The sequence below is a fragment of the Gottfriedia sp. ABJ_BB2_2 genome (assembly GCF_055484705.1).
The window spans coordinates 1-18,146 of the sequence record NZ_JBVFKR010000003.1; the positions used below are offsets into that span (position 1 = coordinate 1).

The window sequence follows — 18,146 nt, forward strand, 5'->3', positions numbered from 1 at the left end:
ATATGGGACCAAATGAAAACTTCCCACAAACATTGCCAGCATATATGGGACCAAATGAAAACTTCCCACAAACATTGCCAGCATATATGGGACCAAATGAAAACTTCCCACAAACATTGCCAGCATACCAAGGACCAATGGATTATCCTAAGTTCCAAGGTAATAATGGTCCAGTTGTTTCGCCATATTCTGAGGGACCAAATGGCCCAATGTATCGTGGGCAACCAAATCCGTATTTTGATCCGAATTCACAATTATTTACTCCATATGCTCAAAATCAATCTTCTTATGGAGTACCATACTTTGAGGAAGACGAAAATTAAATTGATTGATTTTGTACAGACGATTTCTAACAAGAAATCGTCTGTTTTTTATGATTGCCTTATAATAGTTAGCAACCCATCAATTAACAATTTAAAAATCTCCTAATTGGTCAACCTAACTATGTAATACTTTTGCAGTGTTACAATTAGCTGTAGACAAAGGGAGGTTTTTATTTTGAATAAAAAAGGTCTAATCGTAGCTACTGGTACTGTTATAACTGCATTAGCTTTATCTGGATGTGGCACTGATAATAATGCAATGAATGACCGTAATGACAAAGTTGGATACGAAAGAGTGAACTTCGACAATAGACCGACTAACCCTTATGCGGTGAACGATCGTTATGTAAATGATTTAGATTATCCAAATAATAGAGATATGTATGCAAAACAAAATGTTCATTTTGGTAACGACCGTATTAACGAAGGATTAAATAGTGAATATAAAAATGATGGGATTATCCGTGATGGACATACTTCACGAAATGCCAATAATTATAACAATCAATATTCATTAACTGATCAAACTCGTTATAATACAAATAATAATGTAAATGATAATACGCTCATACCATTTACGAATATTAGCACGAACACTAGAATGAGCGAAGGGGATAGAATATACGCAGACCAAATCTCAAAACGAGTAGAACAAATGACAAATGTAAATGAAGCAAATACAATTGTTGTTGGAAATCAATTACTTGTTGCTGTAGATTTAACAAATAAGAACGTAGACGAAGGTGCTCTTCGTTCAAAAATCAAAAAAACATTATCACCATATACAAGTGGTAAAAAAGTATACGTTACGTTTGATGGTAATGTACGAAATGATATCATGAATATTCCAAACGACACGAATAATATCATTCGTAACACAAAAAATGATGTTAAAGATATGTATCAAGGTGTTAAACGTGGCGTAAAAGATATTACTAATAATAAGTAATGTTAAAAGGAAGAGGCTTAAAAGCTTCTTCCTTTTTTAATAACATTGAGTTGCGTATTAAATCTCATCTGTATAAATTGTTTCCAAAGTAATAAAATAAATGAAAAAAGAATTGAAAAGAGTAATATTGTGTGCTAAAGTGTATTTATCCTAAAAATGACCAGAAAACAAATCTGGTCAGTTTGTCAAAAAGGAGGGACTATGTGAGTAATGTGAAGAAGCAGTTTATTTTAGAGGCAGCAACAAAATCTTTTACAATATTTGGCTATAAGGCGACAACCATGAGTCAAATCGCAAAACAAGCCAATGTTGGTAAAGGAACAATTTATACTTTTTTCAAAAATAAAGAAGAATTATTTGATGAAATCATCAATAACTTAATTATTGAAATGAAATTTTTAGCTGAACAATCAATTCGAGATGAAGATTCATTTATCGAGAAAGCTCATAAAGGGTTAGAAGTATTTATCGCATTCCATAGTGAACATGATTTAACAATTAAGCTGATTCAAGAACAAAAAGAATTAGGTACAACAGCAGTACATGATGCGCTTAAACGTTTAAACAATTCAATTATTATTTACATTAAAAAGAAAATTGAAGAAGCAATAGAGAAAAAAGAAATTGTTGCATGTGATCCTGAAATGACGGCTTTAATTATGTTACGTCTTTATACCACATTGAAAATTGAATGGGAAAAAGAACATGAAGCACTTAGTCCAAAGAAAATAACAGAACTATTTAATTTTTATATTCTAAATGGATTATCAAAATGATATCCATTTAATTTATAGTATAAAATGACCAAATGAACAAAATGGTCAGTTAGTACAAGGGGGAATATAGTTTGAACTCACAATTTGGAAAGGAATTTAGCAATATTGTTCGCAATAAGAAACTTTTAGTTCCTATCATTGCAGTATTGTTAGTGCCATTACTTTATAGTGGTATGTTTTTATGGGCATTTTGGGATCCATACGATAAATTAGATCAAATTCCAGTAGCGGTCGTTAATCTTGATGAAGGTACAGAATTAGAAGGTAAACAAATTCAAGTCGGTAATGAATTGATCGAGAATTTAAAGAATGACGATAATTTTAAATGGACATTTGTCGATAACGAAAAAGCAATGAAAGGCTTGAAAAATCAAGACTATTACATGGCTGTCAGAATTCCAAAAGATTTTTCTAAAAATGCAGCTACAGTAACTGAAAATTCACCTAAGAAATTGACAATGGAATATATTCCAAATGAAGGATTTAACTTCTTATCAGGTCAAATAGGTGGTACTGCTGCTGAAAAAATTAAAGAAAAAATAGCAAACACAATTTCAAGAACTTATGTTGAAACAATATACGATCAAATCGGTGAGTTAACTGATGGAATATCGAAAGCAAGCGATGGATCGTCAAAGCTTGACAAAGGTGTAGGCGATGCCAAAGAAGGATCAACAAAACTTTCGAATGGTTTAAAAGAACTTTCAAGTAAGTCAGTAGAATTAAAAGAAGGCGTTGGCAAGCTTGATGACGGTTCTAAACAAGAATTAAATGGATTAACTCAATATACTTCAGGGGTTAGTCAAGTAAATAACGGACTAAAACAATTAGAATCAAATGCTGGACCACTAGGGTCAGGTATTAATCAATTGGCACAAGGGTCAAATCAAGTTAACACTGGTTTAAGTCAGTTAAATGGAAAAATGCCGGCACTGCAAGAAGGTTCAGCTCAATTACTTGAAGGATCAAAATCGATTTCTTTAGGACTAAAAGAATGGAATAAAGGTGCAACATCGGCAGCAGCGGGTGCAAAACAAGTAGCTGATGGTATTGAACAGCTTCAAAAAGAAATGGCACCATTATTAGCTTCATTACCTGCAGAACAACAAGCAATCTACAAAGCAAAAATTGAAGCTTTAGTTTCAGGCAGTAAATCTGTTTCAACTGGTATTTCTCAACTATCTGCAGGCGCAGAAAAATTATCTGCTGGAGGAGAGAGTTTATCAGGTGGCGCACAAAAACTGAACGATTCTCACAAAGAACTTGCAAATGGTGTATCAAAATTAGCTAAAGGTCAGTCTGAGGTTACAAATGGCTTGACACAATTAAATGATAAGGCACCACTTTTAGTTGATGGAATCAATCAGCTAGCGGATGGCGCAAATAAATTAAATGATAACTCATCTAAACTATTAGGTGGAATGAGTCAAATTTCTAATGGTATTTCAACATTAAATGGAAATACTCCGCAATTAGTATCAGGTGTAGATCAATTAAAAGACGGTTCAATTCAATTAGAAGATGGATTAACTAAAATTAAAGATGGAACTAGTGAATTATCAAGCAAGCTTGGCGATGCGAAGTCTAAAACGAGTGATGTATCAACAAATGATGATCAATTAGATATGTATTCTGATCCAGTTACTCTTGAAAAAGATAGTGTAAATGCAGTTCCTAATTATGGAACAGGTTTTACACCGTATTTCTTATCAATGGGACTATATGTTGGTGGATTATTACTTTCAGTAGTATTCCCACTAAGAGAAGCAGCTTCTAAGCCTCGTAATCCGTTTAGCTGGTATGCTGGGAAAACGAGCATCCTAATTGGTGTTGGGATCATTCAATCATTCATAGCAAGTATTGCATTAATTACATTATTAGGATTAGATGTAAAATCTTTACCGTATTACCTATTAATCAGCTTAGTAGCAAGCTTTGCATTTTTAGCTTTAATCCAAGTGTTAGTAACTGTATTCGGTGACGCAGGTCGATTCCTTGCAATTATTGCGTTAATTTTACAGTTAACAACAAGTGCAGGTACATTCCCATTAGAATTAGTACCAGATTTCTTACAACATTTTAATGCATTTTTACCAATGACTTACACAGTAAATGCATTTAAAGCAGTTATTTCTACTGGAGACTTCAGCTTTATGTGGCAAAATGTCGGTATTCTAGTAGGATTTATCGTGTTATTTAGTGCAATTACTTTAACGTATTTTGTAGTAAGCTTCAAAAAACAACACGGTAGTCAAATAAATGAAAATCAAACGATTAATGCTTAAATCGATGAAACCCTATCAATTTGATAGGGTTTTTGTTTGTTAGTACTGTTTAAATAATTCTATAAATTCTGCTCTGTTCAATGAAGTATGTTGATTTCCACTCCAGGATGCTCGCTTTCCATGGGGCGTACGCTGAGCCTCCTCGGCGCATTCTCGCCTGTGGGGTCTCACCTGTCCCGCATCTCCCATAGGAGTCGAGCATCCTTCCGTTCCAATCAACTTCTATTTGTCACATGTTTTGACTAAATGGAACAGTACATTTTTCTAAAGTATCTAAAAACATTAACGGTTAGAAATGTTTGGTTAAATTTTTAGGGTTCTCCCCTGTACCGTTTCACCTACTAGAGTCGAGTATACTAAAGTGGAAACTTTTATCGTCATTTTTTATAGACTCTTTTAGTCTCAATAGACTTGCTTTGCCATAAGTGCATGAGATAATAGAGGTATGATTAGATGGAAGGAGATCGGATTAATGATTAAACAAATCGATCATCAAGATGGTCATACTGCAAAACAAATTTTGGATGTTCAAATTCCGGCATACAAAGTAGAAGCACAGATTATTGGGTTTGATGGAATCCCACAATTAAAGGATACTGTTGAAACAATCGAGACTTCAACTGAACTATTTATTGGTTATATCCATGAGAATCAATTAATAGCTTTTTTATCATACTCAAAAGATGAAACTGAGTATCTAATATGTAGATTGGTTGTACATCCTGCCTTTTTTAAACAAGGCATCGCCAGGAAATTACTAAGATACTTTATGAGTGAAATTGTTGTTCCGCATGAAAAAGTAATAGTAAGTACAGGGGCAGATAATGTTCCGGCTATTAATTTATATAAAAGTGAAGGATTTGCATTTCTAAAAAATATTGAAGTCGCTCCTAACTTCTATATTTCTTTATTTGAAAGAGGAATGGCAGTTAACTAAAAAGTGAAAAAATTCAAAAAATGTTCAAATATTAAAGAAATACATCAATGATATAATGATAAAATTATATTAATAGGAAGAACTAGAAGTTCTTTTTTACACTTTGAATATCACATTGTTTGCTATTCGTTAACCCCCTTTTAGCTCATAAAGGTGACTCTTTATGAGCTTTTTTTTGTTTGATTGAAATAGGATAAAGTAACAAAAAATGGTCAAACTAAAAAAGCTTGTACAATATGTCTATAGGAGTTGATGTTTGTGAATAAGTTTATTTTGATTCTAGTATGTTTACTTTTCTTATTTATTCCAACACAAACTGAAACATTGGCAGAGCTCAATAAGGTGGATTCATACGATTATTCTAGTGAAGAAAAGGGAATCACGATCATTCTACATAAAGTTTACGTGAATGGTGAAGTGATAGAGGAAATATATGTTAATCAACACAAAACTTTAAATCAAGTTAAACGAGAATTTAAAGATTGGAAAGTAATAGAGGAAAATGATGATGAAATCGTTTTACTGAAAAAAATAGATGACCTTTCACCAACTTTAAAATCAAAAGGCTATATTGGAATTAATGGAAAAGGCATGTTGAATTTATATATTGGGATACCTAGCGGGAATAATATAATTGAATCATTCTTTCAGATTGACACGAATAAGTTAGAAGTCAATAAACAGAAACAACTAGAAAGAGGCATTAAAATATCAACGAAAAAAAGATACGACCATATTTTAAATTATTTAAGAGAATATGCACGAAAAGATACGTAATAGTATCACAAAATAATGGACTTGTCTTAACAAGTCCATTTTTGTATTTTAGACAAAACTAAAAATTAGATTTTCGGTCTTAATATTTCCACTCGTCTCGTAAGATTGAATAGGAAATCGTAGAGTGAGCAATTCCATCTTGAATTAAATAATCTCTCAATAAACCTTCATTTACGAACCCTAATTTTTCAAGTAGTTTTTGAGAAGGTATATTTTCTGGATATACGATTGCACCAATTCGGTTGAGGTTCAATTGATCAAAAGCATATGTACAGATTGCTTTTACAGCTTCAGAAGCATAACCATGTCCCCACGAATCAGGATGGAGCTCATATCCTACCTCGGCTCTTTTGTTTCGTTCTTGATAGGCATTCAGGCCACATGAGCCAATTAGCGTATTCGTTTCTTTATTTACAATCCCCCAACGAATGCCTTTTTTTGTTGCAAACATCTCTTTAAAGTAATGAATAAGATCCAGTACTTCACTACTATTGTTGATAGAATCAAGCCCATAAAAGCGGGTCACATCTTCTATGGTCAATATTGAATACATCCGATTCAAATCAGTTACTTCTATTTCCCTTAAAAAAAGGCGTTCTGTTGTAATGAACGGAAACATATCAAATAATAGCCTCCTTATATGTGAATTATATTTCTATTTTCGACATTTTCGACGGTCGTATATTTTTTTCCTTCTTCTTTATATGGTACAATGGAATACATGTAAAAAGGGGAGAGTACCATGTACGAATATATAATTGGAAAGATAGATTGGGTAGGTCCTGAATATATTGTGATCGACCATAATGGAATAGGATATCAATTAGTAACGCCGAATCCATTCGTTTTTAGACCTTCAAATGAAGAAATAAAAGTTTACACACATCATTATGTTAGAGAAGATATAATGATGCTATATGGTTTTAAAACAATGGATGAACGTACTTTATTTCAAAAACTATTAAGTGTTTCAGGAATCGGCCCAAAAGGTGCTTTAGCAATCGTTGCAACTGGTGAGCCAAATAAAATCGTTCAAGCGATTGAGGAAGAAGATGAAACATTTTTAACAAAATTTCCAGGTGTCGGTAAAAAGACTGCTAGACAAATGATACTTGATCTAAAAGGGAAACTTGAAAAAGTATTTGGCGTTATGCAGGTTGATTTATTTACTGATATTGATGCAATAGAAGAAAAAGAACAAGCGGCTTCATCATTAGATGATGCTATAGAAGCATTAAAAGCATTGGGTTATGCAGACAAAGAAACGAAAAAATTAATACCGATTTTAAAAACAGAAAATCTGTCAACTGATGAATATATTAAAAAAGCTCTTCAATTATTATTGCAAGCTAAGAGGTGATATAAATGGATGACCGGATTTTATCTAGTGAGAGTCAAGGTGAAGAATTTGATCAAGAGCTTTCTTTACGACCTCAGTCACTTAGAGAATACATAGGACAAGATAAAGTAAAAAAGAATTTACAAGTTTTCATAGAAGCTGCCAAAATGCGAAGTGAATCTTTAGACCATGTTCTATTATATGGTCCTCCTGGATTAGGTAAAACTACATTAGCTGCAATAATAGCAAATGAACTTGGCGTTGGGTTTAAAACAACATCAGGTCCAGCCATCGAGCGACCTGGTGATTTAGCTGCTGTTTTAACTTCTCTTTTGCCTGGGGATGTTTTGTTTATCGATGAAATACACCGCCTCCCAAGAACAGTTGAAGAAGTACTTTACCCAGCAATGGAGGATTTTTTCTTTGACATTGTAATTGGTAAGGATGCTACTGCTCGCTCGGTTCGAATTGATTTACCGCCTTTTACTTTAATTGGCGCAACAACTAGAGCTGGATTACTATCAGCACCACTGCGAGATCGATTTGGTGTATTAAATCGATTAGAGTTTTATACAGTAGAACAGCTAGCGTTAATTGTAAAACGAACTGCTGAATTATTTGGAATGGAAATTGAAAAAGATGCTACATTAGAAATCGCTAGAAGATCTCGAGGAACACCTAGGATTGCAAATCGTTTACTACGTAGAGTGAGAGATTTTGCTCAAGTTCAAGGAAGTGGAATCATCACTTTTGACATTGCGAAAAGCTCGCTAATTCAAATGCAGGTTGATGAGGTTGGACTTGACCATATTGATCATAAATTACTTTTAGCTATTATTGAGCGTTTTAGAGGTGGTCCTGTTGGACTGGATACAATTGCAGCTTCAATTGGAGAAGAATCACAAACAATTGAAGACGTTTACGAGCCCTACTTACTTCAAATAGGATTTCTTCAAAGAACGCCAAGAGGAAGAATTGTGACTGATTTAACTTACAAACACTTCGGATTAGAGGTTCCAAAACAATGATAGAAATGTCAAAAGTACTGATAACACTTGGAATTGTTTTACTTGTTGTAGGGCTATCACTACGATTTTTTGGAAAAATACCAGGTGACATATTTGTCAAAAAAGGTAATGTATCTTTTTACTTTCCAATCGTAACATGCATTATTATAAGCGTTATTTTATCACTTATTTTCTCAATTTTTGGGAGAAAATAGGTTAAAGGTAAAAGTTTAGGAAGAGTGGAGAGGCTGTTAGGAACGAAATTGAAAATTCGTTTCTTTATCTCCCATTCTGTTATTAATATAGAAATAGGTGAAAGTATGGATGTACAATTATTTGATTTCGATTTACCAGAAGAGTTAATTGCACAAACACCTCTGTTAGATCGTGAAGCATCTAGATTAATGGTATTAAATAAAGAAACTGGTAAAGTAGAACATAAGCAATTTCCAGATGTATTAGCATATCTGCAAGAAGGGGATTGCCTAGTATTAAATGAGACAAAAGTTATGCCAGCTAGATTATTTGGTGAAAAAGAGGATACTGGTGCGCAAATTGAAGTTTTATTACTTCAGCAAGAAGAAAAGGATGTTTGGGAAACACTAGTAAAGCCTGCAAAAAGAGTGAAAGAAGGCACGATTATTCGTTTTGGTGATGGTCGTTTAAAAGCTGAGTGTGTTGGATCAAGTGAACAAGGTGGAAGAAAATTAAAGTTTCATTATGAAGGTATTTTTTATGAAATACTTGATCAACTTGGTGAAATGCCACTGCCTCCTTATATTAAAGAAAAATTGGATGATAAAGATCGCTATCAAACAGTCTTTGCAAAGGAAATTGGTTCTGCAGCTGCACCGACAGCAGGTTTACATTTTACGAAAGAACTTTTAAACAGAGTTCAAGAGAAAGGCGTTAAACTTGCTTTTATTACGCTACATGTAGGATTAGGTACTTTTAGACCTGTAAGTGTCGACTCAATTGAAGAACATGATATGCATGCCGAATACTACTTTATGTCTGATGAGACTGCAAAGCTATTAAATGAAACGAAGGCAAATGGGGGAAGAATAATAACAGTTGGAACAACATCCACTCGTACTGTTGAAACGATTGCAACGGCAAATGATGGAAAATTTGTAGGCAGTAGTGGTTGGACGTCTATCTTTATCTACCCTGGTTATCAATTTATGGGGATAAATGGTATGATTACGAACTTCCATTTACCAAAATCTACTTTAATTATGTTAATCAGTGCTTTAGCAGGAAGAGAGGCAGTTCTCTCTGCTTATAAACAAGCAGTTGAACAAAAATATCGCTTTTTTAGCTTTGGCGATGCAATGTTAATACTTTAAGAATTGAAAGGAATCTAACAATGACAGCAATACGTTATGAACATATAAAAACTTGTAAACAAACAGGTGCAAGACTAGGAATCGTCCATACACCGCATGGTTCTTTTGAGACGCCTGCATTTATGCCAGTAGGTACATTAGCAACAGTAAAGACAATGTCTCCTGAAGATTTAAAAGCAATGGGAGCAGGTATTATTTTAAGTAATACATATCACCTTTGGCTAAGACCAGGTCATGAAATTATAAAAAACGCAGGTGGATTACATAAATTCATGAACTGGGATCGACCAATATTAACGGATTCTGGCGGATTCCAAGTTTTTAGCTTAAGTCAATTCCGTAAAATTGAGGAAGAAGGCGTACATTTCCGTAATCACTTAAATGGGGATAAGCTATTCTTATCACCAGAAAAAGCAATGGAAATACAAAATGCATTAGGCTCTGATATTATGATGGCATTTGATGAATGCCCTCCATATCCTGCTGAATTTGATTATATGAAACGTTCAGTTGAGCGTACGAGTAGATGGGCAGAGCGATGCTTAAATTCACATGCACGTCCAGAGGATCAAGGATTATTTGGTATCGTTCAAGGTGGAGAGTATGAAGAGCTTCGTAAACAAAGTGCAAAGGATTTAGTTTCATTAGATTTCCCAGGATATGCAATTGGGGGATTATCAGTTGGTGAACCGAAGGACGTAATGAATAGAGTGTTAGAGTTTACCACACCATTACTTCCTACGAATAAACCACGATATTTAATGGGTGTAGGGTCTCCAGATTCATTAATTGACGGTGCAATTCGCGGTGTGGACATGTTTGATTGTGTACTTCCAACTCGTATTGCAAGAAATGGTACATGTATGACAAGTGAAGGTAGATTAGTCATTAAAAATGCCAAATATGCAGAAGATTACTCACCACTGGATCCAAATTGTGATTGTTATACATGTAAGAACTATACAAGAGCATACATCCGACACTTAATTCGCTGTGAAGAAACATTTGGAATGAGATTGACTACTTATCATAACTTACATTTTCTGTTACAATTAATGGAACAAGTTCGTCAAGCAATCCGTGAAGACCGTTTAGGGGATTTCAGAGAAGAATTCTTCGAACAATATGGCTTCAATAAACCGAATGCTAGGAACTTTTAATTTTACATAATGAAAGGAAGAAAAAAATGTCAGGTGGAATAGCAGGGATTTTACCATTAATATTAATGTTTGTAATTTTCTACTTCTTATTAATCCGTCCTCAACAAAAGCGTCAAAAAGCAACTGCTGCAATGCAAGCTTCAATTGCTAAAGGTGATGCGATTGTAACAATTGGTGGATTACATGGAACAGTTGATGCGATCAACGAAGAAAATAACACAATCACATTAAAAACAGCAGATGGTTCACGTTTAGTTTTTGATAGAAATGCAATCCGTGAATCAAAAGCGAATGCATAAATTGTATTGATGAAACATAAAAACGCTAGTTTATTTTATAAGCTAGCGTTTTTTCCATTTTCTAATGGATTAGCGATTATAGGATTTATTACTTGCTGTATTTACCCCGAAAATAGATCCTAACATACAAATGGCAATAAAGATTGCGTGATACATTAGCTGCTCTTTAGAAAATGTACGGTCAAACCCTAGGAATTGTACAAAAAATACAAATACAGAATAAGCTCCACTAGTTAATAAACCTAGTAACCATCCTTTTTCCTTCCCTTTAGCACCTGTTACAAACCCACCAATTAACATAATAATAAAAGATAGGACAAAAGTTGTCGTTGTCACACTTGCTTCAGACAGTGAAGTTAGTCTAAGTAATAATGATAAAATTAAACTAATTGATAATACTAATAACAAAATGGTCAAAACACCATAAGAGACAGCTACTGCTGTTTTTTTCATCTATAATTCCCCCCTTGTACACTCTTTAATACAAGCATATTCATGAGTTGGATTTTTAGAATACTTATAGCGTAAATACAAATAGTAAAATATATAGAACTTACATAGTAGCGTATTTTGTCTTCGTTTTATAGAAAAACTGAAATTAATGATTCGTAATGGGCATGAGGTGAGTAGTAAATGGATATTGGTTCAATGACGATTCGTACGATAGTCATCTATTTAATCATCGCTTTTTTCTTTCGGATTATGGGGAAAAGAGAGATTGGAGAATTAAGTTTATTAGACTTAGTCGTTTTTATTTTATTAACTGAAATTGCAGCAATTGGGATTGATAGACATCAAGAACCAATTTTCGAAGTTGTATATCCTATGTTACTAATTGTCATCATTCAAATTATATTTTCTATCATTTCTTTAAAAAGTGAAAAGTTTAGAAAATTATTAGATGGATCGCCTGTTTTAATTATTAGTAATGGGAAAGTGCTAGAAAAAGAAATGAAAAAACAAAGATATACGTTTGACGACCTCCTTTTACAATTAAGAGAAAAGGATGTTGGTGATATTAGAGATGTTGAGTATGCTATTTTAGAGCCGACAGGGAAACTGTCTATTTTTAAAAAGAATACTGAAGAGAGTGCATTCAGTGCATTAACGTTTCCTCTTATTCTAGATGGAATCGTGCAAGAAGATAATCTATCTCATTATAATAAAGATAAAATATGGTTACTTCAGCAATTAAAAAACCATGGCTATACACATTTTGAGCAAATATCATATTGTAGTGTAAGAGATGGAGAAGTGTTTTTTGATAAGAAAGAGGATAAATGATATAAGTGACCCCTCAGGATGCCCATAGGATGAGGGGCATGCATGAGGACGTCGGGGTTTTAGCATGTCTACCAGGCTTTTGCCCCACGGAAAGGGATCAACATAGTGTTGTAATCCAACTTACGCATTCATTAACATCAACAAAAAAGAATTTGATCATTAGGGGAATGTGCAGAGTCTCTAATGCTTACAGAGTAGCTAAAAGTAGCGGTCAAAAAAAGTGCCTTTATACAATTGTATAATAGACACTTTTTTTGTGGAAAAAATTATTTAAAAACAAAAGATTATCTAGTAATGATTTTTTTGAAGAATGGAAGTCGAATGATTTCATCCTTCTTAATTAAATTAAATAGAAAAATCAATAGTATGTACATTAACGTTACGATTGAAATACTTGATAATGTTTGTACTAATAAAGATGAAGAGAACACTACATAGTGTTTAATAAAATTACCTAAGTATATACAAGCCCCTAATACAACTAAGCAGTATGCATAATCTTTTAAATAGATTGTAAATTGAATTGCTTTTAATACGGTAAAGAAGTGAAGTACTGTGATTGTGACAATACTGATGTTCATTGCTAAAGCGACTCCGTTTATACCAAATTTTGGGTTAGTAGCAAGTAAAATAATACAGGCAATTTTTACTACTGAACCAACAAAACTATTAATCATTGCTGAATTTGCAAGATTTAATGCCTGAAGAACTGCTTGAAGTGGTCCTTGGAAATAATAAAAGATGAAGCAAGGTGCAAGTAGCAAAATGAAAGGAGTTGCTTGGTCACTTTTATACATTAAAGTTAAAATTGGAGATGCAAAAACATAGAGAATAACAACAGACCAACCACCAGCAATCATTGAATATCGAAGCGATTGTTGTAATCTTCGTTCTACTGTAATGCGATCTTTTTTAGCCATTGCTTCACTGATGGCAGGAACAAGGGAGGTTGACAGTGCGTAAGTAATAAATGCTGGGAGTAATAGTAATGGTAATGCATAACCGGAAAGTAAACCGTATTGTTTCGTTGCAGCTATTGCAGTGACGCCGGCGATCGCTAAACTTTGGGAAACTACGATAGGTTCTAAAAACATTGAAATGGACCCAATTAAACGGCTACCTGTAGTTGGTAATGCAATACCCAATAAATCACTTAGTGTTTTTTTACCATCTTTTATATTTGAACGGAAACCAGTTAAAAACTTTGCATTTTTTTCTTTCCTAAACACATACAACATGTATACCAATGAAGCTAATTCTCCGAAAACTGCAGAAATAATGGCCCCACTAGCAGCAAACTCTACCCCATATGGTAAAAATGTTTTGGTACACACGGCTACTAAAACAATACGAACTGTCTGCTCGATCACTTGAGAGAACGAAGATGGACGCATGTTTTGTACACCTTGGAAATATCCACGTAAAACTGATGAAATCGCTATGATCGGTACAACTGGAGCTATAGCGATTAAAGGATACATCGTTCTTTCATCTGTTAATAAATTTTTCGCTATATAAGGTGATAGGAAAATCATTGCTGTTGTAAAGATAATGCTTAAAATACCAGTTATGGTCATTGATACTGCTAAGATTTTCTTGATTCGGTCTTTTCTTTGTTGTGCGACAGCCTCTGCAATCAATTTAGAAATTGCAATTGGTAAACCTAATTGTGTTAACGTCATCACTAAAAACAAAGTTGGTACAGCCATCATATATAATCCGACGCCTTCTTCTCCCATGATCCTTGCTACTACAATACGATTAAAAAATCCTAATATCCGCGTTATTAGTCCCGCAATTAGTAAAAAAAACGTCCCTCTTAAAAACGTTTGCTTTGACATAGCGTTTACCACCTTCTCAAACTGCCTAGAATGATTTACAATTATATATATGCTAGAAATGTAGCCAAGCATGACAAGTTCACATCTAGAGAATGAAATAATATGGACTAACGTCATTTTTCTAAAAATACAGAAAATTAGGAGGGAAGAGTATGTCGGCGTTTCGTGAGAAGGTTTCTGAATATAAACCGAAACTACAAGTTGTGATAGAAAGTAAATTGGACGAGTTTAAAATGCTTGGATATGATACCGTCAGTGAAAATGAATTGTGGCAATGCCTTGAAAATACTCTATGGCGAAAGAATGAGGACGAACCGAAACTATTTCAACTTGTTGAAGACATACTCTCTTTAACTGTAAATGATTATATGAATTATATTCGAATTGAATCGTTTAAATCTCCTACATGGCAGTTTGGAGAGTCAATTTAGACAAAAATTGACAATGAAAAAATTGCATTTGTATAATGAAAGAATGAATACATACCATTTTTATACTAGACTTGGACAATTTAGAGGAGGAAATTCACAAAATGGTGAAGCGTAACAGAATAGTTGCCTTCTTCTTAATTATTGCTGTTTTAGCAGCGGTAATTGGAACGACTGTAATGGGTACAGCGAACAAAATAAAGCTAGGTCTGGATTTACAGGGCGGCTTTGAAGTACTTTATAAGGTCAAACCAATTAAAGAAGGCGAAAAAGTAAATAAAACTGTATTAGTAAGTACAGCAAAAGCATTAGAAAAACGTGTTAATGTATTAGGTGTAAGTGAACCTAATATTCAAATTGAAGGTAAAGATCGTATTCGTGTTCAATTAGCTGGTGTAAAAGACCAAGCGAAAGCACGTGATATTCTTTCGACTGAAGCGAACTTAACGATTCGCGATGTAAATGACAAAGTATTAATGACTGGTGCAGATTTAAAAGAAGGTGCATCAAAACAAACATTTGATGAAATGAACAAACCAAGTGTTTCGATTACATTCAAGGATGCTAAAAAAGTTGAATCTGTAACAAGCAAGGTATTACAAATGGGACCTCCAAATAACATGATGGTTATTTGGTTAGATTTTAAAGAAGGTGTAGATTCATTTAAAAAAGAATCTGCAAAAGAAAAACCTACATACTTATCAGCTGCTAGTGTAAATCAAGTATTTACAGACGATTCTCTTTCAATTGTAGGCTCTACATTTACTGTTGAAAGTGCAAAAGAATTAGCTGATTTATTAAATGCAGGTGCACTTCCTGTACATCTTGACGAATTATATTCTACTTCAATCGGAGCTAAATTTGGTACTGATGCACTTCATGAAACAATCTTAGCTGGTATCGTTGGGGTTATTATCATCTTCTTATTCATGCTTTACTTCTATCGTTTACCAGGATTACTTGCATGTATCATGCTTACTGCATATGTATACTTGACTTTACTTGTATTCGATTGGATGAATGCAGTATTAACATTACCAGGTATTGCTGCCTTAATTCTAGGTGTTGGAATCGCGGTAGATAATAATATCATTACGTATGAACGATTAAAAGACGAGCTAAAACTAGGTAAATCAGTTGCATCTGCTTATCGTGCTGGAAACCAACGTTCATTTGCAACAATTTTTGATGCGAATATCACAACATTGCTTGCAGCGGCAGTATTATTTATCTTTGGTACAAGCTCTGTTAAAGGTTTTGCAACAAGTTTAATTGTTAGTATTTTAGTAAGCTTTATCACTGCGGTTTTTGGAACTCGTTTATTACTTTCTTTATTAGTTCAAAGTCGTTATTTAAATAATAAAAAAACTTGGTTTGGCATTAAACAAAGTGAGATTTTAGGATTAAATCATAATTTAGCTCACCCACCAACTAAGTATGATAAAGTCGATTTCGTAAGTATTGGACGAAAATTTGTTTATTTTTCAATTATTACTACGATTATTGGTGTCATTGTTCTTTCGATTTTCCGTTTAAATCTTGGAATTGATTTCGCAAGTGGGACACGAGTAACGTTTGAATCAAAATCAGCTGTAACGAAACAACTTGTTAACGAAGAATTAGAAAAATTAGGTTTAGAGGCTGAGAGCACGACGATATCTGAAAATGGTGCAAAAGCTGGTTCGATTGCGTTTAAAGGTGTTTTATCTAAAGATGAAATCAACAAATTGAAAAAAGAATTTACATCTGAATTCGGAATTGAGCCGAATGTAAGTACTGTAGACCCAGTTGTTGGTCGTGAATTAGCTGCAAATGCATTAAAAGCATTAGTGATTGCATCAATAGGAATTATCCTATATGTATCTTTACGTTTCCAATTCTCTTATGCTCTAGCTTCAGTAGTTGCATTGATTCATGATGCGTTTTTCATTGTTGTTGTATTTAGTATTTTTAGATTAGAAGTTGATATTACATTTATCGCGGCTGTCCTAACGATTGTTGGTTATTCAATTAATGACTCAATTGTTACGTTTGACCGTGTACGTGAAAATATGAAGCTTAAAAAGAAAATTCGTACTAGAGAAGAATTGAATGAAATTGTGAATGATTCGATTCGCCAAACATTAGGACGTTCTGTTAAAACAGTACTTACAGTAGTTTTAGCAGTAGTTGCATTATTAATTTTTGGTAGTAACGCAATTCTTAATTTCTCTATCGCTTTATTAGTCGGATTAGTTGTTGGAACATATTCTTCAATCTTTATTGCATCTCAAATTTGGTTGTTTATAAAAGGACGCCAGCTTGATAAACATCAGGTAATAGAGACCGAAGAAGCAAAATAATATTTTAAAAGAGAGAGTATAGGCTAAATGCTTATACTCTTTTTGTTTTAGAATGAAACGGAAATGAAAATACTACTTAAATGTGTTAATAGAATCTAGAAGCAATATCAGGAAGTAGGTAGATACTTATGGAGCAAGAAGAACGCTATAAAGAAGCCAAGAAAGGTGCTTATATAGGGATTTATGGCAATCTACTCCTTGCAATTGTCAAAATGATTATTGGCTATATTGGAAATAGTAAAGCGCTTATGGCTGATGCAGTTCATTCAGCATCAGATGTAGTTGGGTCTTTAGCTGTTTTATTTGGTTTAAGGGCAGCAAAAATGCCACCAGATGATGATCATCCTTATGGACATGGTAAAGCAGAATCTATCGCAGCAATCATCGTCGCTGTACTGTTGTTCATTGTTGGAATTGAAATTGGCAAATCTTCTATTAGTTCTTTTTTTAAACCAGTTGAATCACCTGAAATTATTGCCTTACTTGCTGCTTTTATCTCAATATTTTTGAAGGAATGGATGTTTCGTTACAAATTCGCACTTGGGAAAAAATTAAATAGTGATGCGATTATTGCGAATGCATATGAACATCGTTCTGATGTCTATTCATCGGCAGCCGCAATGATAGGGATTGGCATTGCAATTGTTGGAGAGAAAATAAATATGCCAGTTCTTCTTTATGCGGATCCTGCTGCAGGATTAATTGTATCAATCATGATTTTAAAAATGGCATGGGATATTGGAGCAGAATCAATTCATACAACGATGGATCATGTCCTTCATGAAGAAGATGTACAGCAATATAAGGACATTGTGAGGAAGATTGAAGGGGTAAGAGAAATAAATACGCTATATGCAAGGGAGCATGGGTATTATGTCATTATTGATATAAAAGTTTCGGTCGATCCATATATAACCGTTGAAGAAGGACATAGGATTGGAAAAAATGTAAAAGCGAAGTTAATGGAGCATAGGGATGTGGAAAATGTGTTTGTCCATATAAATCCATATAATGATAAAAATAATACTTTCATCCACTAAGTTTACTTTA

Annotated in this window: 19 protein-coding genes; 16 read left to right on the plus strand and 3 right to left on the minus strand. The window is 33.7% G+C overall.

The window, feature by feature from the left end; genetic code table 11:
* From ACX6U0_RS08715 to ACX6U0_RS08740, 6 genes are all read left to right on the plus strand, one after another.
* Positions 1-323 (plus strand): hypothetical protein (locus ACX6U0_RS08715; RefSeq protein WP_464959573.1); only part of this gene is annotated, 323 nt, incomplete at its 5' end.
* A 175-nt stretch (positions 324-498) separates the two neighbouring features.
* Positions 499-1,272, plus strand: a complete 774-nt coding sequence (locus ACX6U0_RS08720; protein ID WP_464959574.1) for a YhcN/YlaJ family sporulation lipoprotein — start codon at positions 499-501, stop codon at positions 1,270-1,272.
* 203 nt (positions 1,273-1,475) lie between these two features.
* Positions 1,476-2,048, plus strand: coding sequence for a TetR/AcrR family transcriptional regulator (locus tag ACX6U0_RS08725; protein ID WP_464959575.1), 573 nt, complete (start codon positions 1,476-1,478; stop codon positions 2,046-2,048).
* A gap of 71 nt (positions 2,049-2,119) precedes the next feature.
* On the plus strand, positions 2,120-4,333 hold the full coding sequence (locus ACX6U0_RS08730; protein ID WP_464959576.1) for a YhgE/Pip family protein: 2,214 nt from the start codon (positions 2,120-2,122) through the stop codon (positions 4,331-4,333).
* A 472-nt stretch (positions 4,334-4,805) separates the two neighbouring features.
* The gene (locus ACX6U0_RS08735) at positions 4,806-5,270 is read left to right on the plus strand and encodes a GNAT family N-acetyltransferase (protein ID WP_464959577.1); all 465 of its coding nucleotides are present in this window, start codon (positions 4,806-4,808) and stop codon (positions 5,268-5,270) included.
* Positions 5,271-5,528: 258 nt separating this feature from the next.
* Positions 5,529-6,047 carry a BofC C-terminal domain-containing protein gene (locus tag ACX6U0_RS08740; RefSeq protein WP_464959578.1) on the plus strand — a complete coding sequence of 173 codons (519 nt, stop codon included), beginning with the start codon at positions 5,529-5,531 and terminating at the stop codon, positions 6,045-6,047.
* Between the two features lie 79 nt (positions 6,048-6,126).
* On the opposite strand, the gene ACX6U0_RS08745 is transcribed toward ACX6U0_RS08740, so the two are convergent.
* Positions 6,127-6,666 carry a GNAT family N-acetyltransferase gene (locus ACX6U0_RS08745; RefSeq protein ID WP_464959579.1) on the minus strand — a complete coding sequence of 180 codons (540 nt, stop codon included), beginning with the start codon at positions 6,664-6,666 and terminating at the stop codon, positions 6,127-6,129.
* Positions 6,667-6,789: 123 nt separating this feature from the next.
* Here ACX6U0_RS08745 and ruvA point away from each other — a divergent pair, with 123 nt between their 5' ends.
* The 6 genes from ruvA (at position 6,790) to yajC (ending at position 11,201) form a co-directional block, all read left to right on the plus strand.
* Positions 6,790-7,407 (plus strand): Holliday junction branch migration protein RuvA, encoded by a 618-nt coding sequence (gene ruvA, locus ACX6U0_RS08750; protein ID WP_464959580.1) that lies wholly within the window; start codon positions 6,790-6,792, stop codon positions 7,405-7,407.
* Between the two features lie 5 nt (positions 7,408-7,412).
* Complete coding sequence (gene ruvB, locus ACX6U0_RS08755) at positions 7,413-8,414, plus strand: Holliday junction branch migration DNA helicase RuvB (RefSeq protein ID WP_464959581.1); 1,002 nt, start codon at positions 7,413-7,415, stop codon at positions 8,412-8,414.
* On the plus strand, positions 8,411-8,608 hold the full coding sequence (locus ACX6U0_RS08760; protein WP_464959582.1) for a DUF2905 domain-containing protein: 198 nt from the start codon (positions 8,411-8,413) through the stop codon (positions 8,606-8,608). The genes ruvB and ACX6U0_RS08760 overlap by 4 nt, the downstream gene beginning before the upstream one ends.
* A 105-nt stretch (positions 8,609-8,713) precedes the next feature.
* Complete coding sequence (gene queA / locus ACX6U0_RS08765) at positions 8,714-9,742, plus strand: tRNA preQ1(34) S-adenosylmethionine ribosyltransferase-isomerase QueA (protein ID WP_464959583.1); 1,029 nt, start codon at positions 8,714-8,716, stop codon at positions 9,740-9,742.
* 20 nt (positions 9,743-9,762) lie between these two features.
* Positions 9,763-10,902, plus strand: coding sequence for a tRNA guanosine(34) transglycosylase Tgt (gene tgt, locus ACX6U0_RS08770; protein ID WP_464959584.1), 1,140 nt, complete (start codon positions 9,763-9,765; stop codon positions 10,900-10,902).
* A 26-nt stretch (positions 10,903-10,928) separates the two neighbouring features.
* Complete coding sequence (yajC, locus tag ACX6U0_RS08775) at positions 10,929-11,201, plus strand: preprotein translocase subunit YajC (protein WP_464959585.1); 273 nt, start codon at positions 10,929-10,931, stop codon at positions 11,199-11,201.
* 69 nt (positions 11,202-11,270) lie between these two features.
* Here yajC and ACX6U0_RS08780 read toward each other — a convergent pair whose 3' ends face one another.
* Positions 11,271-11,654 (minus strand): TIGR04086 family membrane protein, encoded by a 384-nt coding sequence (locus ACX6U0_RS08780; RefSeq protein WP_464959586.1) that lies wholly within the window; start codon positions 11,652-11,654, stop codon positions 11,271-11,273.
* 180 nt (positions 11,655-11,834) lie between these two features.
* Here ACX6U0_RS08780 and ACX6U0_RS08785 point away from each other — a divergent pair, with 180 nt between their 5' ends.
* On the plus strand, positions 11,835-12,485 hold the full coding sequence (locus ACX6U0_RS08785; protein WP_464959587.1) for a DUF421 domain-containing protein: 651 nt from the start codon (positions 11,835-11,837) through the stop codon (positions 12,483-12,485).
* A 284-nt stretch (positions 12,486-12,769) separates the two neighbouring features.
* Here the strand turns inward: ACX6U0_RS08785 and spoVB are convergent, their stop codons facing one another.
* Complete coding sequence (gene spoVB / locus ACX6U0_RS08790) at positions 12,770-14,326, minus strand: stage V sporulation protein B (RefSeq protein WP_464959588.1); 1,557 nt, start codon at positions 14,324-14,326, stop codon at positions 12,770-12,772.
* Between the two features lie 152 nt (positions 14,327-14,478).
* Between spoVB and ACX6U0_RS08795 the strand changes: the two genes are divergently transcribed.
* The 3 genes from ACX6U0_RS08795 (at position 14,479) to ACX6U0_RS08805 (ending at position 18,136) form a co-directional block, all read left to right on the plus strand.
* Positions 14,479-14,757 carry a post-transcriptional regulator gene (locus ACX6U0_RS08795; RefSeq protein WP_464959589.1) on the plus strand — a complete coding sequence of 93 codons (279 nt, stop codon included), beginning with the start codon at positions 14,479-14,481 and terminating at the stop codon, positions 14,755-14,757.
* A gap of 101 nt (positions 14,758-14,858) precedes the next feature.
* Complete coding sequence (gene secDF / locus ACX6U0_RS08800) at positions 14,859-17,096, plus strand: protein translocase subunit SecDF (protein WP_464959590.1); 2,238 nt, start codon at positions 14,859-14,861, stop codon at positions 17,094-17,096.
* 128 nt (positions 17,097-17,224) lie between these two features.
* A complete protein-coding gene (locus ACX6U0_RS08805) occupies positions 17,225-18,136 on the plus strand; it encodes a cation diffusion facilitator family transporter (protein ID WP_464959591.1) in 912 nt (303 codons plus the stop codon).
* The last annotated feature ends 10 nt before the right edge of the window (positions 18,137-18,146 follow it).